Source organism: Gloeocapsopsis sp. IPPAS B-1203 (genome assembly GCF_002749975.1).
GTDB lineage: Bacteria > Cyanobacteriota > Cyanobacteriia > Cyanobacteriales > Chroococcidiopsidaceae > Gloeocapsopsis.
On the sequence record NZ_PEIG01000010.1, the window covers coordinates 123,373 to 142,517 of the forward strand.

The 19,145-nt window shown below is 42.1% G+C and carries 21 protein-coding genes and 1 riboswitch; of the genes, 7 read left to right on the forward strand and 14 right to left on the reverse strand.

What is annotated here, in order from left to right; genetic code table 11:
- Positions 1-19: 19 nt before the first annotated feature.
- The gene (locus CSQ79_RS18010) at positions 20-1,120 is read right to left on the reverse strand and encodes a peptidylprolyl isomerase (protein ID WP_289501282.1); all 1,101 of its coding nucleotides are present in this window, start codon (positions 1,118-1,120) and stop codon (positions 20-22) included.
- A gap of 414 nt (positions 1,121-1,534) precedes the next feature.
- On the opposite strand from CSQ79_RS18010, the gene efp reads away from it, so the two are divergent.
- The 3 genes from efp (at position 1,535) to CSQ79_RS18025 (ending at position 3,114) form a co-directional block, all read left to right on the forward strand.
- Positions 1,535-2,092: an elongation factor P gene (gene efp / locus CSQ79_RS18015; RefSeq protein WP_099702540.1), complete on the forward strand. Its 558-nt coding sequence runs from the start codon at positions 1,535-1,537 to the stop codon at positions 2,090-2,092.
- Positions 2,093-2,157: 65 nt separating this feature from the next.
- The gene (accB, locus tag CSQ79_RS18020) at positions 2,158-2,700 is read left to right on the forward strand and encodes an acetyl-CoA carboxylase biotin carboxyl carrier protein (RefSeq protein WP_099702541.1); all 543 of its coding nucleotides are present in this window, start codon (positions 2,158-2,160) and stop codon (positions 2,698-2,700) included.
- Positions 2,701-2,766: 66 nt separating this feature from the next.
- Positions 2,767-3,114 (forward strand): ArsR/SmtB family transcription factor, encoded by a 348-nt coding sequence (locus CSQ79_RS18025; RefSeq protein ID WP_099702542.1) that lies wholly within the window; start codon positions 2,767-2,769, stop codon positions 3,112-3,114.
- Between the two features lie 230 nt (positions 3,115-3,344).
- On the opposite strand, the gene CSQ79_RS18030 is transcribed toward CSQ79_RS18025, so the two are convergent.
- The 4 genes from CSQ79_RS18030 to CSQ79_RS18045 form a co-directional block, all read right to left on the reverse strand.
- Positions 3,345-3,953 carry a GerMN domain-containing protein gene (locus tag CSQ79_RS18030; RefSeq protein ID WP_099702543.1) on the reverse strand — a complete coding sequence of 203 codons (609 nt, stop codon included), beginning with the start codon at positions 3,951-3,953 and terminating at the stop codon, positions 3,345-3,347.
- Positions 3,954-4,060: 107 nt separating this feature from the next.
- Complete coding sequence (locus CSQ79_RS18035) at positions 4,061-4,855, reverse strand: LmeA family phospholipid-binding protein (RefSeq protein WP_099702544.1); 795 nt, start codon at positions 4,853-4,855, stop codon at positions 4,061-4,063.
- A gap of 259 nt (positions 4,856-5,114) precedes the next feature.
- Positions 5,115-6,932 (reverse strand): proline--tRNA ligase, encoded by a 1,818-nt coding sequence (locus CSQ79_RS18040; RefSeq protein ID WP_099702545.1) that lies wholly within the window; start codon positions 6,930-6,932, stop codon positions 5,115-5,117.
- A gap of 132 nt (positions 6,933-7,064) precedes the next feature.
- Entirely contained in the window at positions 7,065-8,468 is a 1,404-nt protein-coding gene (locus tag CSQ79_RS18045) for an MATE family efflux transporter (protein WP_099702546.1), read from the reverse strand.
- Between the two features lie 170 nt (positions 8,469-8,638).
- Between CSQ79_RS18045 and CSQ79_RS18050 the strand changes: the two genes are divergently transcribed.
- Positions 8,639-9,520 (forward strand): AraC family transcriptional regulator, encoded by an 882-nt coding sequence (locus CSQ79_RS18050; protein WP_099702547.1) that lies wholly within the window; start codon positions 8,639-8,641, stop codon positions 9,518-9,520.
- Between the two features lie 8 nt (positions 9,521-9,528).
- On the opposite strand, the gene CSQ79_RS18055 is transcribed toward CSQ79_RS18050, so the two are convergent.
- Positions 9,529-9,864: a winged helix-turn-helix transcriptional regulator gene (locus CSQ79_RS18055; RefSeq protein WP_289501283.1), complete on the reverse strand. Its 336-nt coding sequence runs from the start codon at positions 9,862-9,864 to the stop codon at positions 9,529-9,531.
- 149 nt (positions 9,865-10,013) lie between these two features.
- Here CSQ79_RS18055 and CSQ79_RS18060 point away from each other — a divergent pair, with 149 nt between their 5' ends.
- On the forward strand, positions 10,014-10,790 hold the full coding sequence (locus CSQ79_RS18060) for an SDR family NAD(P)-dependent oxidoreductase (protein WP_099702548.1): 777 nt from the start codon (positions 10,014-10,016) through the stop codon (positions 10,788-10,790).
- A gap of 144 nt (positions 10,791-10,934) precedes the next feature.
- Here CSQ79_RS18060 and pirA read toward each other — a convergent pair whose 3' ends face one another.
- The 3 genes from pirA to CSQ79_RS18065 all read right to left on the reverse strand — a co-directional run bounded on the left by pirA (position 10,935) and on the right by CSQ79_RS18065 (position 12,068).
- Positions 10,935-11,087 (reverse strand): arginine synthesis PII-interacting regulator PirA, encoded by a 153-nt coding sequence (gene pirA / locus CSQ79_RS28035; RefSeq protein WP_289501284.1) that lies wholly within the window; start codon positions 11,085-11,087, stop codon positions 10,935-10,937.
- Between the two features lie 36 nt (positions 11,088-11,123).
- Positions 11,124-11,273, reverse strand: a complete 150-nt coding sequence (locus CSQ79_RS28040; RefSeq protein ID WP_289501285.1) for a hypothetical protein — start codon at positions 11,271-11,273, stop codon at positions 11,124-11,126.
- A 36-nt stretch (positions 11,274-11,309) separates the two neighbouring features.
- Positions 11,310-11,364, reverse strand: a riboswitch (Glutamine riboswitch).
- Between the two features lie 314 nt (positions 11,365-11,678).
- Positions 11,679-12,068, reverse strand: coding sequence for a RidA family protein (locus CSQ79_RS18065; protein WP_099702549.1), 390 nt, complete (start codon positions 12,066-12,068; stop codon positions 11,679-11,681).
- Positions 12,069-12,206: 138 nt separating this feature from the next.
- On the opposite strand from CSQ79_RS18065, the gene CSQ79_RS18070 reads away from it, so the two are divergent.
- Positions 12,207-12,788 carry a hypothetical protein gene (locus CSQ79_RS18070; RefSeq protein WP_099702550.1) on the forward strand — a complete coding sequence of 194 codons (582 nt, stop codon included), beginning with the start codon at positions 12,207-12,209 and terminating at the stop codon, positions 12,786-12,788.
- Between the two features lie 10 nt (positions 12,789-12,798).
- Here the strand turns inward: CSQ79_RS18070 and CSQ79_RS18075 are convergent, their stop codons facing one another.
- The 4 genes from CSQ79_RS18075 to CSQ79_RS28045 all read right to left on the reverse strand — a co-directional run bounded on the left by CSQ79_RS18075 (position 12,799) and on the right by CSQ79_RS28045 (position 16,557).
- Positions 12,799-13,371, reverse strand: a complete 573-nt coding sequence (locus CSQ79_RS18075; protein WP_099702551.1) for a Uma2 family endonuclease — start codon at positions 13,369-13,371, stop codon at positions 12,799-12,801.
- A gap of 71 nt (positions 13,372-13,442) precedes the next feature.
- Positions 13,443-14,075: an acetoacetate decarboxylase family protein gene (locus CSQ79_RS18080; RefSeq protein ID WP_099702552.1), complete on the reverse strand. Its 633-nt coding sequence runs from the start codon at positions 14,073-14,075 to the stop codon at positions 13,443-13,445.
- Between the two features lie 121 nt (positions 14,076-14,196).
- Positions 14,197-16,110, reverse strand: a complete 1,914-nt coding sequence (gene dnaK / locus CSQ79_RS18085; protein ID WP_099702553.1) for a molecular chaperone DnaK — start codon at positions 16,108-16,110, stop codon at positions 14,197-14,199.
- A gap of 279 nt (positions 16,111-16,389) precedes the next feature.
- Positions 16,390-16,557 carry a hypothetical protein gene (locus CSQ79_RS28045; protein ID WP_289501286.1) on the reverse strand — a complete coding sequence of 56 codons (168 nt, stop codon included), beginning with the start codon at positions 16,555-16,557 and terminating at the stop codon, positions 16,390-16,392.
- A 308-nt stretch (positions 16,558-16,865) separates the two neighbouring features.
- Here CSQ79_RS28045 and CSQ79_RS18090 point away from each other — a divergent pair, with 308 nt between their 5' ends.
- Positions 16,866-17,570 carry a cytochrome b/b6 domain-containing protein gene (locus CSQ79_RS18090; RefSeq protein ID WP_099702554.1) on the forward strand — a complete coding sequence of 235 codons (705 nt, stop codon included), beginning with the start codon at positions 16,866-16,868 and terminating at the stop codon, positions 17,568-17,570.
- Between the two features lie 504 nt (positions 17,571-18,074).
- Here the strand turns inward: CSQ79_RS18090 and CSQ79_RS18100 are convergent.
- Entirely contained in the window at positions 18,075-19,145 is a 1,071-nt protein-coding gene (locus CSQ79_RS18100) for a type I phosphomannose isomerase catalytic subunit (RefSeq protein ID WP_099702555.1), read from the reverse strand.

Sequence of the window (19,145 nt, forward strand, 5' to 3'; positions counted from 1 at the left end):
GGTTTAGCCGATAGAAGGATTATTGCGGTTGAACTAAATGTTCTACACCGCTAACCACTTTGGCAGAAACAATTTTATCTCCTTCTTTAAGCTGTTCTAGCACTTCTTTTCCTTCCGTTAAGTAACCAAACACAGCATAACGACCGTCTAATAGATTACGACCTGCTGGAGTCAGTTCAGGCTCAAACAAAAAGAAGAAAAATTGTGAAGAACCTCCATTATTATCAAACTCTGGACGCGCCATCGCAACTGCACCATAGGCTGAAAATGGTAGTACTGGTTCGTCACGATAGCGACCAGCTTGCTCTAATGTAATGCCATAGGTAGGAACAAGATCGCCTTTCACAAGAACTTCCAAAGGAATACTACGATATTTTCCTGTACCTGGATCAATAAATCCTTGCTCTGAACCAGGTGGATCGCCGGTTTGTAGTACATACGAGTCTTCTGCTCGAATAAACTCTAAACCGTTATAAAAGCCTCGTTCTACCAAATCGACAAAGTTTCCTGCGGTGACAGGAGCGCTATAGCCGTCTACAACAATAGTCAAATTGCCTTTGTTGGTTTCCATCTCCACTGTGGCACGACCTTTGAGCTGGGGTAAATTACTATACTCATCTGGAACGTCATAGGGAAATCCTTGCACCATCAATTCTTCAAGAGTACTGACCAAATTGAGAACTTTAGCCCGCCCTATCCAAATCTGCTCTTTATCCTTTGACTCAGTGGCTTGTCGCAAATCGTTGATACCAGCTTGCAGCTCATCAATGAGGGCTTCTGCCTGTGGCTGTTGCTCATCGGGAATGCTTTTGAGTAGTTCATCTTTCTGTGAGTTAACGATGCGAGAAGCTTGAGAAACGTCTTTGGAAATAGCGCCCCAGCGTCGATTTGCTCGTAGTTGAGTAGCAATGTCTTCTAAGTCGGCTTGCAAATCCCGAACAGCTTGATTATCAATCGGAAGCGAGTAACGCAGTAAAGCTTTACCATCAGTAATGGCATTTCCAGCTGGCAACGCCGCATTGCTGGGGGAAGTCCACCAGACAACACTTGTTCCAAAAAACATCGCGACCAGCAATAGTACGGTGAGAATTTTTTTCCACCAGCAGTTCAAATTTGTCATGAGATAGCTCAAATGCGGCATGGGTATAAGTTAGGCAATTAGGCTATTAAGGATGTGTTGCAACCTTTCACCCATTGCTTGTCTGCCTGATAGTTGCAATTGACTGGGTATCAACTCATTCATAATCTTGCCATAGTGTAGTTCACTTCAGAATTCAAATTTTATAAAAGGGACGAGTGATTAGTTTTGAGTTTTGTTAGCGTAGCGGTGCCTTAGCACGTTTTGAATTGTTCGCTTTCCAAAGGTGCCGGAGGCATTTATTAAAAAAATTTTCATAGCTCACCCCTCACCCCTCATAACTCCTAGCCTCCCAGCTTTATTTTCCTCCATACTTTATTTAACCCCTTCTATAGCACCACGTTGTAGAGGTACAATGAAATGCCGATTGTCTTGCGCAAATATACACATTGCTTCATGATTTCTAGTAATGATTTTCGACCTGGTGTCACGATTGTGTTAGATGGGTCTGTTTGGCGAGTAGTGGAATTTCTTCACGTCAAACCAGGAAAAGGATCTGCCTTTGTCCGAACCAAGCTAAAGAATGTTCAAAGTGGCAGCGTTGTAGAGCGAACCTTCCGTGCTGGGGAAACAGTACCCCAAGCCAATTTAGAAAAAAGCACGATGCAGCATACCTATAAAGACGGTGATGAATTCGTTTTTATGGATATGGAAACATATGAAGAAAGCAGATTAAGTGCTAATCAAATTGGCGATCGCGTCAAGTACATAAAAGATGGCATGGAAGTCAATGTCGTTCGTTGGGGCGATCAGGTACTTGAAGTAGAATTACCTAATTCTGTCACTTTAGAAATTGTCCAAACTGATCCAGGAGTACGGGGAGACACTGCTACTGGCGGTACTAAACCAGCAACACTAGAAACAGGTGCAACGGTGATGGTGCCTTTGTTTATCTCTCAAGGCGAACGCATCCGAATTGATACGCGTAACGATACTTATTTAGGTCGGGAATAAACAACGAGCAACACGTACTGCTCGCAGCGAATAGCTTAAAGCTCGTAAATGGGGTCAGATACACTGTGCCACTTGATTTTAATGAACTCCGGCAACTTCTGCTAACAATCGCTCAAACAGATATTGCGGAACTAACTCTCAAAAGCGACGATTTTGAACTAACGGTACGTAAGGCTGTTGGTATGAGCAATGCATCACTGCTTGGTGCAATACCAAGTGGCGTAGTAGGTTTAGAATCAACGCCGACTACGCCGCCAACATCTACCACGGCAGTCAATGGATTAGATACTCCATCACGAGGGGCAGAAACTACCTCAAGTGGATTTGTGGCTGGACAAGCTTCTACACCTGCAGCAAAGGATCAGAAATTAGTTGAAGTGGTGTCTCCAATGGTGGGAACATTTTATCGTTCTCCTGCTCCTGGTGAACCTTCATTTGTGGAAGTTGGCGATCGCGTTAGAAGTGGTCAAACTGTCTGCATTATTGAGGCAATGAAGCTTATGAATGAAATTGAAACTGAAGTTTCTGGACAAGTAGTAGAAATCTTAGTGCAAAATGGCGAGCCGGTTGAATACGGACAGCCTTTACTGCGTCTCAACCCAGATTAATTGGGCGCTCTATTGCTAATTGAGTGATTATTGCTAAAATTTAGCAGTTCCTTCAGGTTAATTTTGATGAAGTCAGCGAAGCCTGTGCCGCCAGAAGTTGTGCAACAAGTAGCTGATTACTTCAGCCTTCTCAGTGAACCGATGCGCCTGCGTCTACTGCATTTGCTGAGTGACGGTGAAAAATGCGTGCAAGAATTGGTAGAAGCAACACAAACAAGTCAAGCCAATGTTTCTAAACATTTAAAAATTATGTGGCAAGCTGGAATCCTCAGCCGCCGTAGTTGTGGAACCTCTGCTTATTACCGAGTAGAAGACGATACAATCTTTGAATTGTGCAATGTAGTCTACAATCGCCTTGCCACTCGCATTCAACAACAAGCTAATTCATTTCAAGTGTTAAACCGCAATCGGTAGTAGTTGGCAATAGAACAATTATTTGCCAGATGTACTAAGTATTTCTTTGAAAATCTTTACAAATTAAGCTTTTGCATTGAAAAGCCTCATACTAGTTCGCAATAGTTGAGGGAGTTAGTCACCTGATTAGTATTATAAATTTAAATTTAGATGTGGGGTAGCCATCTTGCCTGCCCACGCTTGCTAGCAGCTATCCCAGAATTAATTCAGTTGACTTACTTGAGTGTAATTTAGAGTTGAAAATTCTCTTTGAAGCTTTGTCTAGTAAGAGGTTGATTTAACATGACGCCTTCACCACCCAGATACTCTAATTTTTGACCTTCTACGTCGATCCACACTTGAGCATTCGGATCTATGGTTGTTGCGGTGTAAACGACTTGCGCTAGGCGACCGCTCATAGAAGCGCTACCACCGCCACTTGTAAACTCTGAAGACAAATCGACGTGTACCCCATCGTTTTGAACTCTAACGTTACGTAGCTTGGTTCCTTGGGGAATTGTGCTACTAACAGAATTGTTTGTTGGTCCTGCCAAGAGTTGTTCAAATGCGGTCTGGACTACTACATTAGGCTCATCACTATTAACGGTAAATGCACTTGGCACAACTTCTAGACTTGTTCCTGTGTCTCTCAACCAATAAACTTGTGCAGTTTGATTGATACCAGGCTGAACAGATGGATTTGTTGCTGGTGAGTTGGGTGTTGTAATCGCCTGCTGTGAATTGGGAGTTTGCGCTGAACGAAACGCCCACCAAGCGCCAGTTCCGCCTGCTGCTAAAACGCCGATTATGACACTAGCAATTACACCAGTAGGAACACGTTTAGCTCTTTCTTGTGTCATGGGGAAAACCCTCCAGAAAATTAGGATAGTTGTGGTGTAAGGAGAACAACGAACAATTCAAATTCAAAGTGGATGGTATGGGGTCAAGGATGAACACTGTGACTGCATTAAAGCTGTAGCTGTTTCAATAAACGAGAAGATGTTTCTAGGTGGAGAAAAGCCGCAATTTCTAATTTTTGCGGACTTATATTCAATTGTAAAATTCTGGCTTGGATTCCGGCACTTTGTAAACTGCGCAGATCGAACTGCTGCGAAAAATTTGTAGCGATCGCATTTAAGATTGGTTCAGGGACTTGCTCTTCATTCACCAATATCGTAGGCGCAATCAGTTGAAGCTGTCTTCCAGAGACGATACCCAGCCCTGACTCTACAGTAATTCGTAATGGTTCGACGCTATCTTGTGTGAGTTCTACATAAAAACGTAACCGCTGGTTTGCTAAGAATTGTATCTTGGGCTGTGAAAAGTTAAATTGTTGTCTTTGTCCCGTGCGTCTCCCTATTTTGCCAACGGTCACGTTTAGTAATCGACTTGTCAAAACATCAGATTGTAATGCTTGGTTAACATCTTGCTCTGTTAACACTACTCGCACCCCAGCTTGCAAAGGTTGCTGTAGTTCGATTCTATTTAAACTATCAGTATCAAAATCAACTTTGTCTGTTTCTACTTCTAAAACAGCAATCGTCATGTTTTGTTTTAGCTGGAGTGAACGCCCAGCAATTCTGACTCGTTGTACTTTACCTTGGAGCAACTGGTGTGTAGGAACGTTGTCAACTCGGACTCGCAGTTGTTCTACCTGTTGAAATTGAGAACGAATGATATTTTCAGCAATACGCTCGACGACACCTCCTACAGGTGACAGTAACCCCAGTAACCCAGATAGAAGAATCGTTAGCAGTTCCATAACAGGAGTAGTTTCCTGGACTCAACTTATGCATGACACTCTTTGTCGTGACATAGGCATTGCTCACCTTACATCAAATTGAGTCAATTGGGTAGTGATACTAATTCTCCAAATTTTGGCAACAGATTAAAAAGCCAAAATCAAAAACTTGTCTAACTTCAATTACAATTTAGGAAATAGCATGAATGGTGAAATCTTTAATAAAAGTTGAACTGCACCGCGTGCTTGTTCAATTTGTTCAAAGTTTAGCTAAGTTTAACTAACTGCTTGCTTCCTGAACTGCATCATTAATCCACTGCTGGAGCGTTGAGACAACTGCATCAATGGCAATTTCTTGTGAATTGCGGCTTTTGCGTTCGACAACTTCCACTTTGCTTTGTTCAAGCGATCGCCCTGTAACAATGCGGTAAGGAATACCGACAAGATCGGCATCTTTAAACTTGACTCCGGCGCGTTCGTTGCGATCGTCAAGCAGCGTTTCGATGCCTGCGTTGTTTAATTGTTGATACAATTTTTCGGCAACTTCTACTTGTTGTGCATTGTTGATATTAGGAATAGTCACAATTGCGTGATAAGGAGCGATCGCCACAGGCCAAATAATACCGTCTTTGTCGTAAGATTGCTCAACAGCAGCTTGGGCAAGCCGTGAAACTCCTACACCGTAGCAACCCATTACTAAAGGAACTTCTTCGCCTTGTTCGTTTGTATAAGTAGCCCCCATCGCTACTGAGTATTTTGTCCCTAATTGAAAAATATGTCCAATTTCAATACCTCTCGCGCTTTGTAGCGTTTGTTCGGGGTTATGAATCGCGCGATCGCCGATTCTAGCTTTACGAACATCGACAATATTCTCTGGTAATTTAAACTGCTGCTGCCAATTTGCCCCAACGACGTGATATCCTGATTCGTTGGCTCCGGTAGCAAAATTTTGTAAATCTACCGCAGTTTTATCAACTAATCGCAGAAACTTTGGATGTACCTGTTTTTCAGCACGGATGTAATCATCTGCAATATCTGGAGCAATATATCCTAGCGGTAAAGGTTTCGCTGCCCATTTTTGTTGCGCTGTTGCATCTGGTATTGTTAAAGCGATCGCGGTTTTTCCGCCGTACTGCGGTGCTAGGCGGGTTATCTCATTTTGCAACTTCACTTCATTAACATCTTGATCGCCTCGAATACTGACTATTACAAGTAGTGTCAAACCATGATCAAACACAACTTGATATAAAACATTTTTGACGACTTGTGTAGGAGAACATCCCACAAAGTTACACATTGTTTCAATCGTTGGTGTTCCTGGTGTTTCGCGTTTTTCGTAAGTTGTAAACGGTGAACTTTGAGCATCCGGTGGTAATGAAACAGCTTTTTCTACGTTAGCGGCGTACTTTCCATCTTCTGTATAAAGAACCTCATCTTCACCTGCTTCTGCTAAAACCATAAATTCTTGCGAAGCAGAACCACCAATTGCGCCAGAATCTGCTTCCACCGCCCGAAAAGCTAACCCACTCCGCCGCAGAATATTGCTATAAGCGCGGTGCATATCGTAATAAGTTTGTCGCAATTCTTCTTCATTGGCGTTGAAAGAATAGGCATCTTTCATAATAAATTCGCGTCCGCGCATCAAGCCAAAACGGGGACGAATTTCATCGCGAAACTTAGTTTGAATTTGATAAAGCGTCTGCGGTAACTGGCGATATGAGCGAATCATATCGCGAGCGATATGTGTAATAACTTCTTCATGTGTTGGTCCTAAACCTAGTTCGCGCTCTTGTCGATCTTTAAGCGCAAACATGATACCCTCAGCTTGCGTGTAAGTATCCCAACGTCCAGATTCGCGCCACAATTCCGCAGGTTGTACTTGTGGTAATAGACATTCTTGTGCGCCGATCGCATTCATTTCTTCGCGCACGATTTGGGAAACTTTTTGCAGTACTCGCCACATTAAAGGTAAATAAGCGTAGATACCGCTACCGATGCGACGAATATAACCTGCACGCAGTAAAAGTTTATGGCTAGGAATTTCCGCTTCAGCTGGATCTTCCCGTAATGTAACAAAAAGCATCTGAGACAGTCGCATCGCTTGTTCCCTTCATTGTGACCAGATATGCGTCGATCTCAGTCTAAAACATCATGAGCGTTACATGAGTTTTGAGTTAACTTCATTGACACAAATAACTGAGGGCTTGAAATATTTATTGCTCGTGTGTTTTTATAGATCAGGTGGTAGGCGATCGCATTGATTGTAACCAACATCACAAAAAGCAGTTAGCCGATGAAAACGCCACACAAAAATTACTCCAGCGAGTGCAACTCCAATTGATTGTCCTGTCCACAATCCAACACCTCCCAACCCTAAGGGAAACCCTAGTAAATAACCACTGGTTAATCCCACACCCCAAAATGCTAATCCACTCAATAGCATTGGGATACGAGTATCTTGCAGTCCATATAATGCACCCATAGCAACCCGTTGTACGCCATCCAAAAGTTGAGCCACGGCTGAAATGATCAGCATGGGTACGGCTAAAGTTAGCACGTTAACATTTGCTGGATTATCAATATCCAAATAAATCCCAATCACTTGCTGACGATATATCACTAATGCGATCGCTGTCACAATCATGAATATTGCCGCAACAGTAATACTGACATATCCTGCTCGTCGCGCACTTTTAAAGTCTTGTTGCCCCAACCACTGACCAACACGCGCAGTAACAGCATAAGACATTCCTAATGGAACCATGAAAATTAAGTACATCGTTTGGTAAACCGTTTGATGTGCTGCTAATACTTCAGTTCCCAAAATGCCCATCAAAAATGTGACAACCGCAAATAACCCGTACTCTAAGGCAATCGTGACTGCGATCGCAGTTCCAATTTCTATTAATCGCTTTAAGATTTGTGGTTTCAGGCGATGTAGCTTTCGTAAGAACTGGTACTCTTTTAGTTGCGGGTGATTGAGGGTATATACCAAGAACATCAGAAACATCAACCAAAAACTCAATCCACTTGCCAACCCCAAGCCTGCCAACTCCATGCGGGGAAAACCAAACTTCCCAAATCCCAGAATGTAATTGCCTATTATGTTGAATAGCGTTCCGATAATAACAATTACTGTCACTATTTGAGCTTGAGAAAGTGCTGAAACATATCCTCTAAGCATCGCAAAGCCTAAAGCCGGAAAAAATCCCCACAGGATGAAATCGAAATATTGCACTGTAAGTGTAACAATTGCTACCCGTTGTCCAAGTAAGAGCATGACAGTATCTAACTGTGCGATCGCAAACATCATGGGGATACTGAGAAACAGCGATAACCAGAGTCCTTGACGTGCGATTTGCGTGATTTGCGTTTTTCGATCTGATCCGTAAGCTTCAGCAACAAGAGGACTTACTGCCATAACAATACCACTTGTTGTATTGAGCAAAAGCTGGAAAGTTGTCGATGCTAAGCCACCTGCTGCCAAGCTTTCTGCTCCTAAATGCCCCATCATGATGGTATCTACAAAACCAACAGAGGCGATCGCTACTTGAGCACTAGCTAACGGAACGGCGAGTTTGAGAAATTCTCGGATTTCTATTGTCACATTCGATTTCCACACTTGACTATCCATTGCTGTGTCTCTTTGCGTCACGCTGGTTCACGGCTTAAATTTAAGAAAAATTAATTGTTCTGAACTACTCAAACCTTGCGTAACTATTAGATTCTTGCGGTAATTTTTGCATCTCAAGCAGTTGTCACTCTAAAATTTTCTTAACTCAAGTGTGTAGAGTGGGTTCTTTAATGCAACCATCCGTGACAAATCCACAAAAAAACGGGCTACAGCCTCCAATTTATTCGAGTAGAGCGTATGGTTGGCAGAATATTTTGGTTGAAGAGTTTCACCAACCTCCAGGCGAAGAGAGCTATCAAAGTTTAACCGAACATACGCTTTGTATATCAATGAATTGTCGTCCGTCGCGTTTATCGCAAGCAATTGGCGATCGCCGTTATACTAGTCTCTGCATTAAAGGAGATATTGCGATCGCTCCTGCTGGATCTTTACTTGTGTATCAATGGAACGAGGAAGATCGTTACTTACGAATTCGACTCAAGGCTGAGTTCCTGCAACAAGTTGCACAAACTACGTTCGACAAACAGGTAAAAATCTTGTCAGAATTCCGAGTTCGCAATCCACAAATTGAACAAATTGGGATGATGCTTCTGAGTGAACTGCGCACTGGAGGGATAGCAGGACTTTACGTCGAATCGCTAACGAATGTATTAAGCGTGCATTTGCTCAGAAATTATGCAGCAAGACAACCACATATTGCGGTTTGCGATTGGATGAGCAATTCTATCAAGCATTTAAGCGATCGCCAGCTTTTTCAAGTCACAGATTACATCAGCGATCGTTTAGCAGACAATATTCAACTATCTGATTTAGCTGAGTTATTAGGACTTAGCCAGTTTCATTTTAGTCGGTGCTTTAAGCAATCAACAGGAGTGTCACCCTATCAATACGTCCTTCAGCAACGTATAGAACACGCCAAGCACTTACTCAAAACTACAGACTTACCAATTATGCAGATTGCTTTGAGATGCGGCTTTAGTAGCCATAGCCATTTAGGAAAATGGTTTCGACAGTATGTAGGAGTCTCTCCCAAAACCTTCCGAATAAGCTAGGTTGAGCTTTAATTAAGCTTAGCACCAGTATCTAATTCACGCTGTAATTCGGCAACTGCGTCCAAAATATTGACAAAGCGTTGTCCGAAGTTGGTTAACTTGTAGTGAACGCGCGGCGGTACTTCTGGATAAGAAATCTTTTCTAAAATACCAAAGCTGACCATTTTGTTCAGGCAATCATTCTGTACCTTGGTTGTGAGTCCATCAAGAGAGCGTGTGATGGCTCCAGGACGATCTATTCCTTGATGAATCAAGGTCAAGATGCGGATTGACCACTTACAGCCAATAATATACTCTACCATCGCTGCTACTGAAGCCGTTTTCCCAAATTGAGCTTTAGCCATCGCAGACAATCCAAGTTTCCCTATGTCTTGCCTCAATTGTTACTGAAAAGTAACTACTTCACCAGAAAGTACTTACTTCCCTGCTCTGTTTGAGTTGCTTAATATGCTTGCATAGTTGCATTCACTTAACAATCTTAGGTAAGCTACCCATGTATCAAGAGTTTAAGCATAAACAAGCACTGGTTATTGGCGGAAGTAGTGGTATCGGACAGGCTGTTGCCAAAATTCTTTTAGCTCAGGGTTCAACCGTAACTATCGTAGGGCGTAATTCTGATAAACTCCAGGCAACAGCATCTGAACTACAGCAGATTGGCGATGTGCAGGTGTGGCAGGCAGATATCAGCGATCGCCGCGATACATCTCGATTAGTTGAACATATTGCTCGTAAATTGCCTCATCTACGTTATCTTGTAAATTCTGCGGGTGTTTTTCAGCCAAAATCCTTTCTCGATCATTCCGAAGCAGAATACGATCGCTACCTCGACATCAATCACGGAACCTTCTTTGCTACACAGCAGGTTGTTCGCAATATGGTTCAACAAGGGCAAGGTGGTGCAATTGTCAATATTGGTTCTATGTGGGCATACCAGGCTGTACGAGCTACTCCCTCATCTGCTTACTCAATGGCAAAAGCGGGTTTACACGCACTCACGCAACACTTAGCTATGGAACTTGCTCAAAACCAAGTTCGTGTCAATGCGGTTGCTCCCGCAGTCGTCGAAACTCCAATCTATGGCTCATTTATTGAGTCAGAAGCAATTCACACTACACTACAGGGCTTCAACAACTTTCATCCGATTGGGCGTATCGGGCAACCAACCGACGTTGCGGAAGTTGTGACTTTCTTGCTTAGCGATCGAGCCTCTTGGGTAACTGGTGCTACTTGGAATATTGACGGTGGGGTAATGGCAGGGCGTAATTACTAAAGGAAGCTACTTGCGCGTTTGTGCAGTTTGCCTGTTCATACTTTTGCATACGCCCTAACAAAAAAGCCAAAAGCTCGTTTTGATATCAAAACTTGAGCTTTGGCTAATCCTATCTAATGAGCAGGATAGGTATATACTTTGAATCTAGTTGTAGTAGCTTTTTTCTGCTTCCAACTGCCGAATTAGCTTTTCGTCACCGTTAGTACGAGCAACTTGCAGACGATGCTCTAAACTTTTTTGGATATTAACACGATGAGCTTCCGCTGCATTTTGAAAGCGCTGCAATGCATTTTTCATTACAACACACCTCTCGACTATGATTTACTATTGAAATTACGCGTCGGTGATTTCTTCAATTCCCGCACGTTGTAGCATAGATTGCTGACGGTTTTGCTGTCTATGACGACGTTCGCTCATCAAGAGACGGGCTTGAGCAGCAACGCGTGGGTCTTGATTTTGAATACCAGTAGATTTATTGTTCATTTTTCGCCTCTTCCATGTGTTTGTGGTGTCGAATGAGGCGCGTTCCTTCGGGAAACCCTACTTCCGTCTTTCACAGTGAAAGATGAACGATTTATCCTTCTCTATTTATATCTATTGTAACTCTTGTTGTGCTTCTGTCATTAGGTAGAAAGCCGTAATTTTTCGTCTAGATTTGCACTTAGCAAGCAGAATAAATGAATATATTAATTAAGCGCCACCACGCCTTAAGTTGTTCTCGCTCCAAAGAACGTAGGCGATCGCTAATCCCATTGCCCCTACAACCAGCAAAAAAGCCAGCATATGTTAGATAGCTCCTTAGCTTTTATTTGTATTTAGCTTAGTTACAGTGTAGCTAATCTAATAATTCTCTGTAGTTTACTAAATTACATACTACGATTTTAATAATTAGTCTTCGCAAACTGCTTCGACTTCAACTTCTACTAACATTGCAGGATCAACGAGTGCTTGAATTTCTATCATAGTATTTGCCGGTGGATGTTCTCCAAAGCATTCTTGATGAGCTTGCGCATATTCAGTCCAGCGTTTTATGTCAGTAACATATACGCGAGTACGGACAACGGTTTGTAAACCTGCGCCTAAATTTTGTAAAGCTTTCTGAATAATATCTAAACAGCGCTTAGTTTGGGCATAAGCATCATTGGGGGCAAATACACCACCTTGCTCATCGACTGGCGCAGTACCTGATACATAAATGTGATTACCGACGCGGATAGCTCGACAGTAGCCAGCTTTTGTTTCCCATGTAGTTCCTGAAAATGTTCTTTGTCGCTGCATTTGCTTTATATCTATGCGATCGCCTAATATTCTAAGTTGAATTTTAGAGGATACTTGAGGATGGCATAAATTTTCTTGAGAAAAGCTTTTTATCGAGCTTAATGTATTGCTGTAAACAATAACGTAAAGGTTAGCCTGATGAGTACGGATTTAGCAGCTACTGAAATACCTGATTTCATGACTACTTTGACTGATGCTGTGAGGAAAAAACGCGATCGCCCCTCAGCATCATCTGTAATTTTAGCGCTGTTGCAAGCAGAAACAACAGCTAAACAGCAACGTATTACATATCCATTAGAGTCGCTCATAGGTGATTGGAGACTTTGGTTTACGGCTCCTCGTACACACCTTCAAAATGGTAAAGCTTTAGGTAAAGGCTTGTATGTACCTCAATTTGCGCCTGCACAAATTTCTTTTTCTCGTGAGGATAAACTATTGATCAGCAACCAGATTCAATTAGGTTCACTACGATTTAAACTAACAGGTTCTGCTAAGTATTTTAGTAAGAAAAATTTGCTTGCATTTGATTTCAATCGGATGCAAGTGTGCTTATTTAATCGAGCTATTTATGATGGTAAATTTCGGAGTAAAACTATGGCAAGTAGTTTTAATGAACAACCAATCGCTAAGCTTCCTTTTTTTGCTTTTTTCTTAGTGAATGAAGATTTTATTGCTGCTCGTGGTCGTGGTGGCGGAATAGCTCTTTGGGTTAGAAATTAAGTCAATTCTTTTAATTAGGAAAAATTTTAGATAAATCAAGTGCTAAATCTGAAAAATGGGGTAGTTTAACAGACTCATTTGGCAAGAAAATGAGTTTTTGTCGATACCCAAATTTATTTTGTAAATCTTGATATGGTTCGCTATAGCATTCTAAGCAATTAGCTGGTAAATTAAATATCCAGTAATCAGATATATTTGCTTCTGCATAAAGTGGCAACTTAACTTCTTGGTCATATTTCAAAGTAGAATCAGCAACTTCAATCACAAGCAAGATATCAATTGAAGTCGGATGACCAGACAAGTAGTCATCAGAACGATTGCGCGCAATTGTTAAATCTGGCTCAGGTTCGCTATCTCTCAGTAAAATAATCGGTTCTTGTCCTCTTAAAGTAGCGTTGTCTCCTACTAACTTGAATAACTCTCGATATAAGCGAGTGCTACAAACGGAGTGAGATGTACCTTTAGCCGACATTTGAAAAATTTCTCCTCTAATGAGTTCAACTCGGTTGTCTTGAAAGAATCCAAGTTCGGCGAGGCGATGATATTCTTCTAGCGTGAAGCGTTTAGCTGCGATCGCACTCATAAAAACTCCTATAAGTATTTATCAGGTACACTCAAATCGTAACTTGCAGCGAAATAGTGTTTAGATCTGCATTAACGTCTTGTCAATACTTTTGGTGCGTCAACTGTTAACCGCATCTGTGTTGCAGAAATTGCTAACCAAGGTTGCCCTGTAATTAAATCAGTAAAGGGACTAGCGGTAGGTACTGATAATTGCGCATTAACTAACCCAAATTGTGCCTCTACCTCAAATGCAAAGCTTAATAGTTCAGAATTCTTATGACTGAAACTGGAAGCACCTAAGCGCGGTTTCCAGCCGATGCTGAATAAGGGATTGTAGTTCAAAGAACATAGAGGGCGGTTGCTTTGTCGCACACTGACACTATTATGACTCCAGGTAAACTCTGCTAGTTTTTTTGGTAATGCCCAAATTTCGCGCCCACCAGCAACAGAATCAGGATTATCGACATAGATATGCGAAACCCAACCACCAACTCTACCTGAGTGAGTCACAGCAGCAGCAACGACGATTAATTCGCTGTATTGAAGTACTGAACCAGAAGTGTAATTAGACAAGTACACACCACCAATTGTTTTGCCAGGAAACACAGAAATAATATCTAGTTCTTGAGGAATTAAAGAACGAACGCGTTCAATATCTATCAAATGCAGTGTTGCGACTGCAAAACCTTGAAGTGTCCAGGGTGCTTGAGGATAGAGTGTCATGTTTGATATTCTTTAGCAATTACCTATTACCTATTACCTATTACCTATTACCCAAATATAAAAAAAATCCCCACTCAGGAGAATTCTGAATGAGGAAAGACCAAGTTATTGATTCACTAAATTATTTGGTTTCAGTGAAATCTGCATCAATAACATCATCACCACTAGGAGTAGCGCCTGCATCGCTACCATCTGGAGTAGGACCACCACCAGCTGCAGCACCAGGACCACCTTGTTGTTGATACAAGTTAGTACCGATAGTGTAAAGTGTCTGTTGTAACTCTGGCATCAAAGTCTTAATGCGATCGTCATCTTCCTTAGAAACTGCATCGCGTAAGTCTTTGACTAAACCTTCTACCTTGGTTTTGTCATCAGCGGGGACTTTATCACCCAAGTCTTGCAGTTGCTTCTCTGCTTGATAAGCTAACGAGTCGGCTTGATTCTTGCGATCAACTTTCTCGCGACGATCTTTGTCAGTAGAAGCGTTTCTTTCAGCTTCAGTTACCATGCGCTCAACTTCAGTCTTGTCTAGAGTAGAAGCACCAGTGATGCTGATCGATTGCTCTTTACCACTACCTTTATCTTTAGCAGTGACGTTGAGAATACCGTTAGCGTCGATGTCAAATGTCACTTCGATTTGAGGAACGCCACGGGGTGCGGGAGGAATACCATCTAAGCGGAATGTACCTAAGCTCTTATTATCACTCGACATTTCACGCTCACCTTGGAGAACGTGAATTTCTACGTTGGTTTGTCCGTCAACTGCTGTTGAGAAGACTTCAGACTTCTTAGTAGGAATTGTAGTGTTACGAGGAATAATCCGAGTCATCACACCGCCCAAGGTTTCTACGCCTAAGGATAATGGTGAGACGTCTAGTAATAAGATACCTGTGACATCGCCAGCCAATACACCAGCTTGAATTGCTGCACCAACTGCAACAACTTCATCAGGGTTAACAGTTTGGTTGGGTTCTTTACCCAATACTCGCTTAACAACGTCCTGGACAGCGGGAATTCGAGTAGAACCACCAACTAATACAACTTCGTTGATCGCGCTCTTGTCAACTTTGGCATCACGTAATGCATTTTCTACCGGAATGCGACAGCGATCAATTAAATCAGAACACAGTTCTTCAAACTTGGCGCGAGTTAGTGTTGTATCGAGGTGCTTAGGACCGTCTTGGGTAGCGGTAATAAATGGTAAGTTGATTTCCGCTTGGGTAACACTCGAAAGCTCAATTTTGGCTTTTTCTGCTGCTTCAGTTAAGCGTTGTAGCGCTTGTCTATCCTTGCGCAGATCGATACCTTCGCTTCTGCGGAATTCTTCTGCTAAGTAATCAACGATTTTCTTATCGAAGTCATCACCACCAAGGTGTGTGTCACCTGATGTTGCCATAACTTCAAAGACACCATCACCCACTTCAAGGATGGATACGTCGAAAGTACCGCCACCAAGGTCGAATACTAGGATAGTTTCGTTACTCTTCTTATCAAAACCGTAAGCAAGAGAAGCAGCGGTAGGTTCGTTGATAATCCGCAGTACTTCAATACCAGCAATTTTGCCAGCATCTTTGGTTGCTTGACGCTGTGAGTCGTTGAAGTAAGCAGGAACAGTAATTACTGCTTGGGTAACAGTTTCACCTAAATATTTACTGGCGTCTTCGACTAACTTACGCAGTACTTGCGCAGAGATTTCTTCTGGGGCAAACTGCTTACCAGCACCAGGGCAATCTAACTTGACGTTGCCACTGCTATCGCGCAACACTTTATAAGCAACTTCGGTAGCTTCATTTGTGACTTCATCATATCGACGTCCGATGAAGCGCTTTACCGAATAAAATGTGTTTTCGGGGTTCATCACTGCTTGGCGCTTAGCAATTTGACCTACCAAGCGATCGCCATTCTTCGCAAAGGCAACGACGGATGGCGTTGTCCGAAAACCTTCTGCATTAGCAATAACAGTGGGTTTACCACCTTCCATTACTGCAACACAGGAGTTAGTCGTACCTAAGTCTATTCCAACTACTTTTGCCATTGGGAATCTTGGCTCCGTATAACTACTAAAATGAGGACAAAACTAGAAATTGAACAACTAATTTCTAATCAGCAGTACTTTCCAGTTTCAATACTGATGAATTTATGTACTGATCTATATACTGAGCGTGGCTTGCTACTCTATGAAGGAGGGTTTTCCGAACATATCCAGGACGGTTAAGCCCAAGTGTGTTCATCAACCTCCACGTTTTTAACTGCTGACTGCACTGTGTCTAATGTACGCAAATCAAATCCTTAAAGAATTGGGGCGAACCGTAATTCAGTAGTTGTGTTTGCCGTCAATTATCGCAGGGATATAGGAGCGAGGGACAAGCGAGGGGTATTTTCTGGCGATCGCTTCCCTTGCGTTAGCATCCTCTAATACTAAATTTTCTAAATTCCGGCGGATATGAGCAGACGCAGCAGAAGGGCAGAGTAGACTACACACGAGCTACGAACCAACATTAACTTCTATCCACACTCAATTGAGGTTCTCAAGAATGTGGTTTTAAAGTAATTGAATATTAGTTAATGACTTGCCTCATGAGGATTACAGTTAGTCATTTTTTTGTTTTCTTTTCATTGATTTTTATAATTCAATTTATTTTATGCTTGGCATTTTATGTGAAGTATTTTTCAATAATACTCATCATACCTTTTAATATTTAATAGGACTATTTCTACTGTTAAAATGACACCATTTATCTAGAGAGTGCAAGGGCTTCACTAACTACTCATTGCACTTGTTACTGCTATATGAAATCAACTCAACCCTATCAACCACTACTGTTTCGTATTCTGCATGGACTTACAGGTCTGTTCGTAATTGCTGCAATACTGACGGCTTTCTGGACTTATGATACTTACGATGGACGTTGGGGAAGAATTCCACTTCCCTCCTACAAAGAAATAGAAGGTATACATGGAACTTTTGGGTTATACACCTTACTGATATTTCCTGCATTTGTCTTGTATGCATTTCATCGGGGGCAAAAGCGACTGGTTCAAGCTGATTCGTTTGCTAAATTAACTCAAGTGGGTAAACCAATTTGGTGGTACACTTTGAACCGTTTTACCAATACATTTGCGCTTGTAGCGTTAACATTTGCGCTTTTTAGTGGCAAGATGATGGATTCAGGATGGCTGCCAAGGGGGGAATTAAATCACAGTTGGTACTATGCGCACTTAATTGCGTGGATCGTTATGGTTGTTGCGATCGCACTCCACTTATTGATGAATGCCAGGGTGGGCGGAGTACCTTTGCTACTATCGATGCTAAATTGGCGATTTCGTGACAAAGATAGTCCTACGTTTTGGTCTGCGCATCTTGCGCAATGGTGGTCAAGTTTTCAACAGGGTTCTTGGTCAAACTGGTTTCAATCCGCCTCTGTTTTGACAGTACTGGAATTGGCAATTTTAATAAGTATCGCTGCTGCCTGGATCATTCCATTATTTAAATAACCGCCTACAAAAAATTGGCTTTGGTTTAAGAACAGGAACGAAAGCAGGAGAACTCATTAACCTAGGGATGCGATTGGGAAGTCAAACAGTAGCGATGCTGATAACTATCACTCATCAAATCTTTTGAGGGCGAACCAGAGAAACATTTTAGTATTGAAATCAGCCTAAGCGATGCCAGTGTCATGGAGAAAGCGATCTTACTAATGATTATGACAGAATTGTTTAAAAGGTGAAAAAATGCGATCGCTTTTTAAAATGATTTTCAAAATTTACTAAAAATCCAAATCTAAAATACAGAGAAAATCTTCAATCAAGGTTATTCCTAGGTGCATTGGGTATGGATGAATAATATTTCCTTTCGTAAAGGATGGAGAAATTCTTAAAAAATGTGGTACTCGACAAAGTGCTTTAAGACTATCTTCTGATTGAAGCTATTTGGTATTTAGATCTATCAATTGCGCTCTATCTTGACTTGCTCAGTAACTATCCCGAAAAGTATAACTATCAACCCAGATCAATATCACCTAAACTTTGAATCTGTTCCTCTTCATAACCAGCGGCACGCAAAGGTGCAACAACATCTTGTTGCAAGTCAGGAACGTAACCAGCAATCAAAGTCGCACTTTTGTCAGGAATAATACGGACTTCTCCAATAGACGCAGGTAAAATGCACGACTCTGCACGTTCTAACTTTTCTGTTCCTCCCGTAAACTCTAAGCGTACCGGATTGCCTACATTTGTTAACGTGATACAGCGATGCGAGTGCGATGGTTCGGTCAACGGTTCGCTAAGTAACAAGCGTTCTAAAGCAAAGTATGGTCCTGCACAACAAAAAATACGACGATTTGCGCCTTGTTGTATCTCTAATCCTGAACTGGGATAGGGTTGGTAATGCGATCGCAGTTCATCTAACACCGTATTGATATTCTCATACCACTTTTCCTGACTCAGTGGCTTACCGTACAAATCGGTAGGCATTACTGAATTACCTAAATCGGATGTTTGTTGTACTTCAAATACGAGTGCATCAGGACCAAATGAGTGGATAATTCCTGCGGGGACGTAAACTGTATCTCCAGTTTGAATGGGATGTCGCACCATCACCGAGTCGTAATCTTGCGCAATGAATGCATCAAAGAGTTGTTCGCGAGAAAAATCGGCTTTGAGTCCAGCTAAAACAGTTGCACCAGGTGCAGCCCAGACAATATGCCAAGCTTCAGTTTTACCATTAGGTTCGTTATATACGCGCTTTGCTGTTTCATCATCTGCATGAAGATGCACAGGTAGCATATGCGAAGCATCAAGAAACTTTTCGAGGATGGGAAAGTGCGGGCCACGCCAACCACTACCGACAAGTTCCTCAGGATATTCTAGTACCAGATCGTGTAATGTGCGACCTGCAAAAGCACCATTGGTAACAGTTCCAGTTGTATCTTGATAGTCGCTAATTTCCCAGGTTTCGGCAATGACACCTTCTGGTGGTAAGCAAGGCTTGCCAAGTTTATCAGCGATCGCTCTTTCTCCAAACGCATACTTGCGAATGTGCGTTGTTAATTTAATGGGATACCAATTCAT

What these genes read in the sequence shown, in the direction of transcription:
- CSQ79_RS18070 (WP_099702550.1), top strand. Translation starts at nt 12,207, where the DNA reads ATGAGTACGGATTTAGCAGCTACTGAAATACCTGATTTCATGACTACT.
- CSQ79_RS18075 (WP_099702551.1), bottom strand. Translation starts at nt 13,371, where the DNA reads ATGAGTGCGATCGCAGCTAAACGCTTCACGCTAGAAGAATATCATCGC.
- CSQ79_RS18010 (WP_289501282.1), bottom strand. Translation starts at nt 1,120, where the DNA reads ATGACAAATTTGAACTGCTGGTGGAAAAAAATTCTCACCGTACTATTG.
- CSQ79_RS18055 (WP_289501283.1), bottom strand. Translation starts at nt 9,864, where the DNA reads ATGGCTAAAGCTCAATTTGGGAAAACGGCTTCAGTAGCAGCGATGGTA.
- CSQ79_RS18040 (WP_099702545.1), bottom strand. Translation starts at nt 6,932, where the DNA reads ATGCGACTGTCTCAGATGCTTTTTGTTACATTACGGGAAGATCCAGCT.
- CSQ79_RS28040 (WP_289501285.1), bottom strand. Translation starts at nt 11,273, where the DNA reads ATGAACAATAAATCTACTGGTATTCAAAATCAAGACCCACGCGTTGCT.
- pirA (WP_289501284.1), bottom strand. Translation starts at nt 11,087, where the DNA reads ATGAAAAATGCATTGCAGCGCTTTCAAAATGCAGCGGAAGCTCATCGT.
- CSQ79_RS18045 (WP_099702546.1), bottom strand. Translation starts at nt 8,468, where the DNA reads ATGGATAGTCAAGTGTGGAAATCGAATGTGACAATAGAAATCCGAGAA.
- CSQ79_RS18090 (WP_099702554.1), top strand. Translation starts at nt 16,866, where the DNA reads ATGAAATCAACTCAACCCTATCAACCACTACTGTTTCGTATTCTGCAT.
- CSQ79_RS18030 (WP_099702543.1), bottom strand. Translation starts at nt 3,953, where the DNA reads ATGACACAAGAAAGAGCTAAACGTGTTCCTACTGGTGTAATTGCTAGT.
- CSQ79_RS18050 (WP_099702547.1), top strand. Translation starts at nt 8,639, where the DNA reads ATGCAACCATCCGTGACAAATCCACAAAAAAACGGGCTACAGCCTCCA.
- CSQ79_RS18035 (WP_099702544.1), bottom strand. Translation starts at nt 4,855, where the DNA reads ATGGAACTGCTAACGATTCTTCTATCTGGGTTACTGGGGTTACTGTCA.
- CSQ79_RS18060 (WP_099702548.1), top strand. Translation starts at nt 10,014, where the DNA reads ATGTATCAAGAGTTTAAGCATAAACAAGCACTGGTTATTGGCGGAAGT.
- CSQ79_RS18100 (WP_099702555.1), bottom strand. Translation starts at nt 19,145, where the DNA reads ATGAATTGGTATCCCATTAAATTAACAACGCACATTCGCAAGTATGCG.
- CSQ79_RS18065 (WP_099702549.1), bottom strand. Translation starts at nt 12,068, where the DNA reads ATGCAGCGACAAAGAACATTTTCAGGAACTACATGGGAAACAAAAGCT.
- CSQ79_RS18080 (WP_099702552.1), bottom strand. Translation starts at nt 14,075, where the DNA reads ATGACACTCTATCCTCAAGCACCCTGGACACTTCAAGGTTTTGCAGTC.
- dnaK (WP_099702553.1), bottom strand. Translation starts at nt 16,110, where the DNA reads ATGGCAAAAGTAGTTGGAATAGACTTAGGTACGACTAACTCCTGTGTT.
- CSQ79_RS18025 (WP_099702542.1), top strand. Translation starts at nt 2,767, where the DNA reads ATGAAGTCAGCGAAGCCTGTGCCGCCAGAAGTTGTGCAACAAGTAGCT.
- efp (WP_099702540.1), top strand. Translation starts at nt 1,535, where the DNA reads ATGATTTCTAGTAATGATTTTCGACCTGGTGTCACGATTGTGTTAGAT.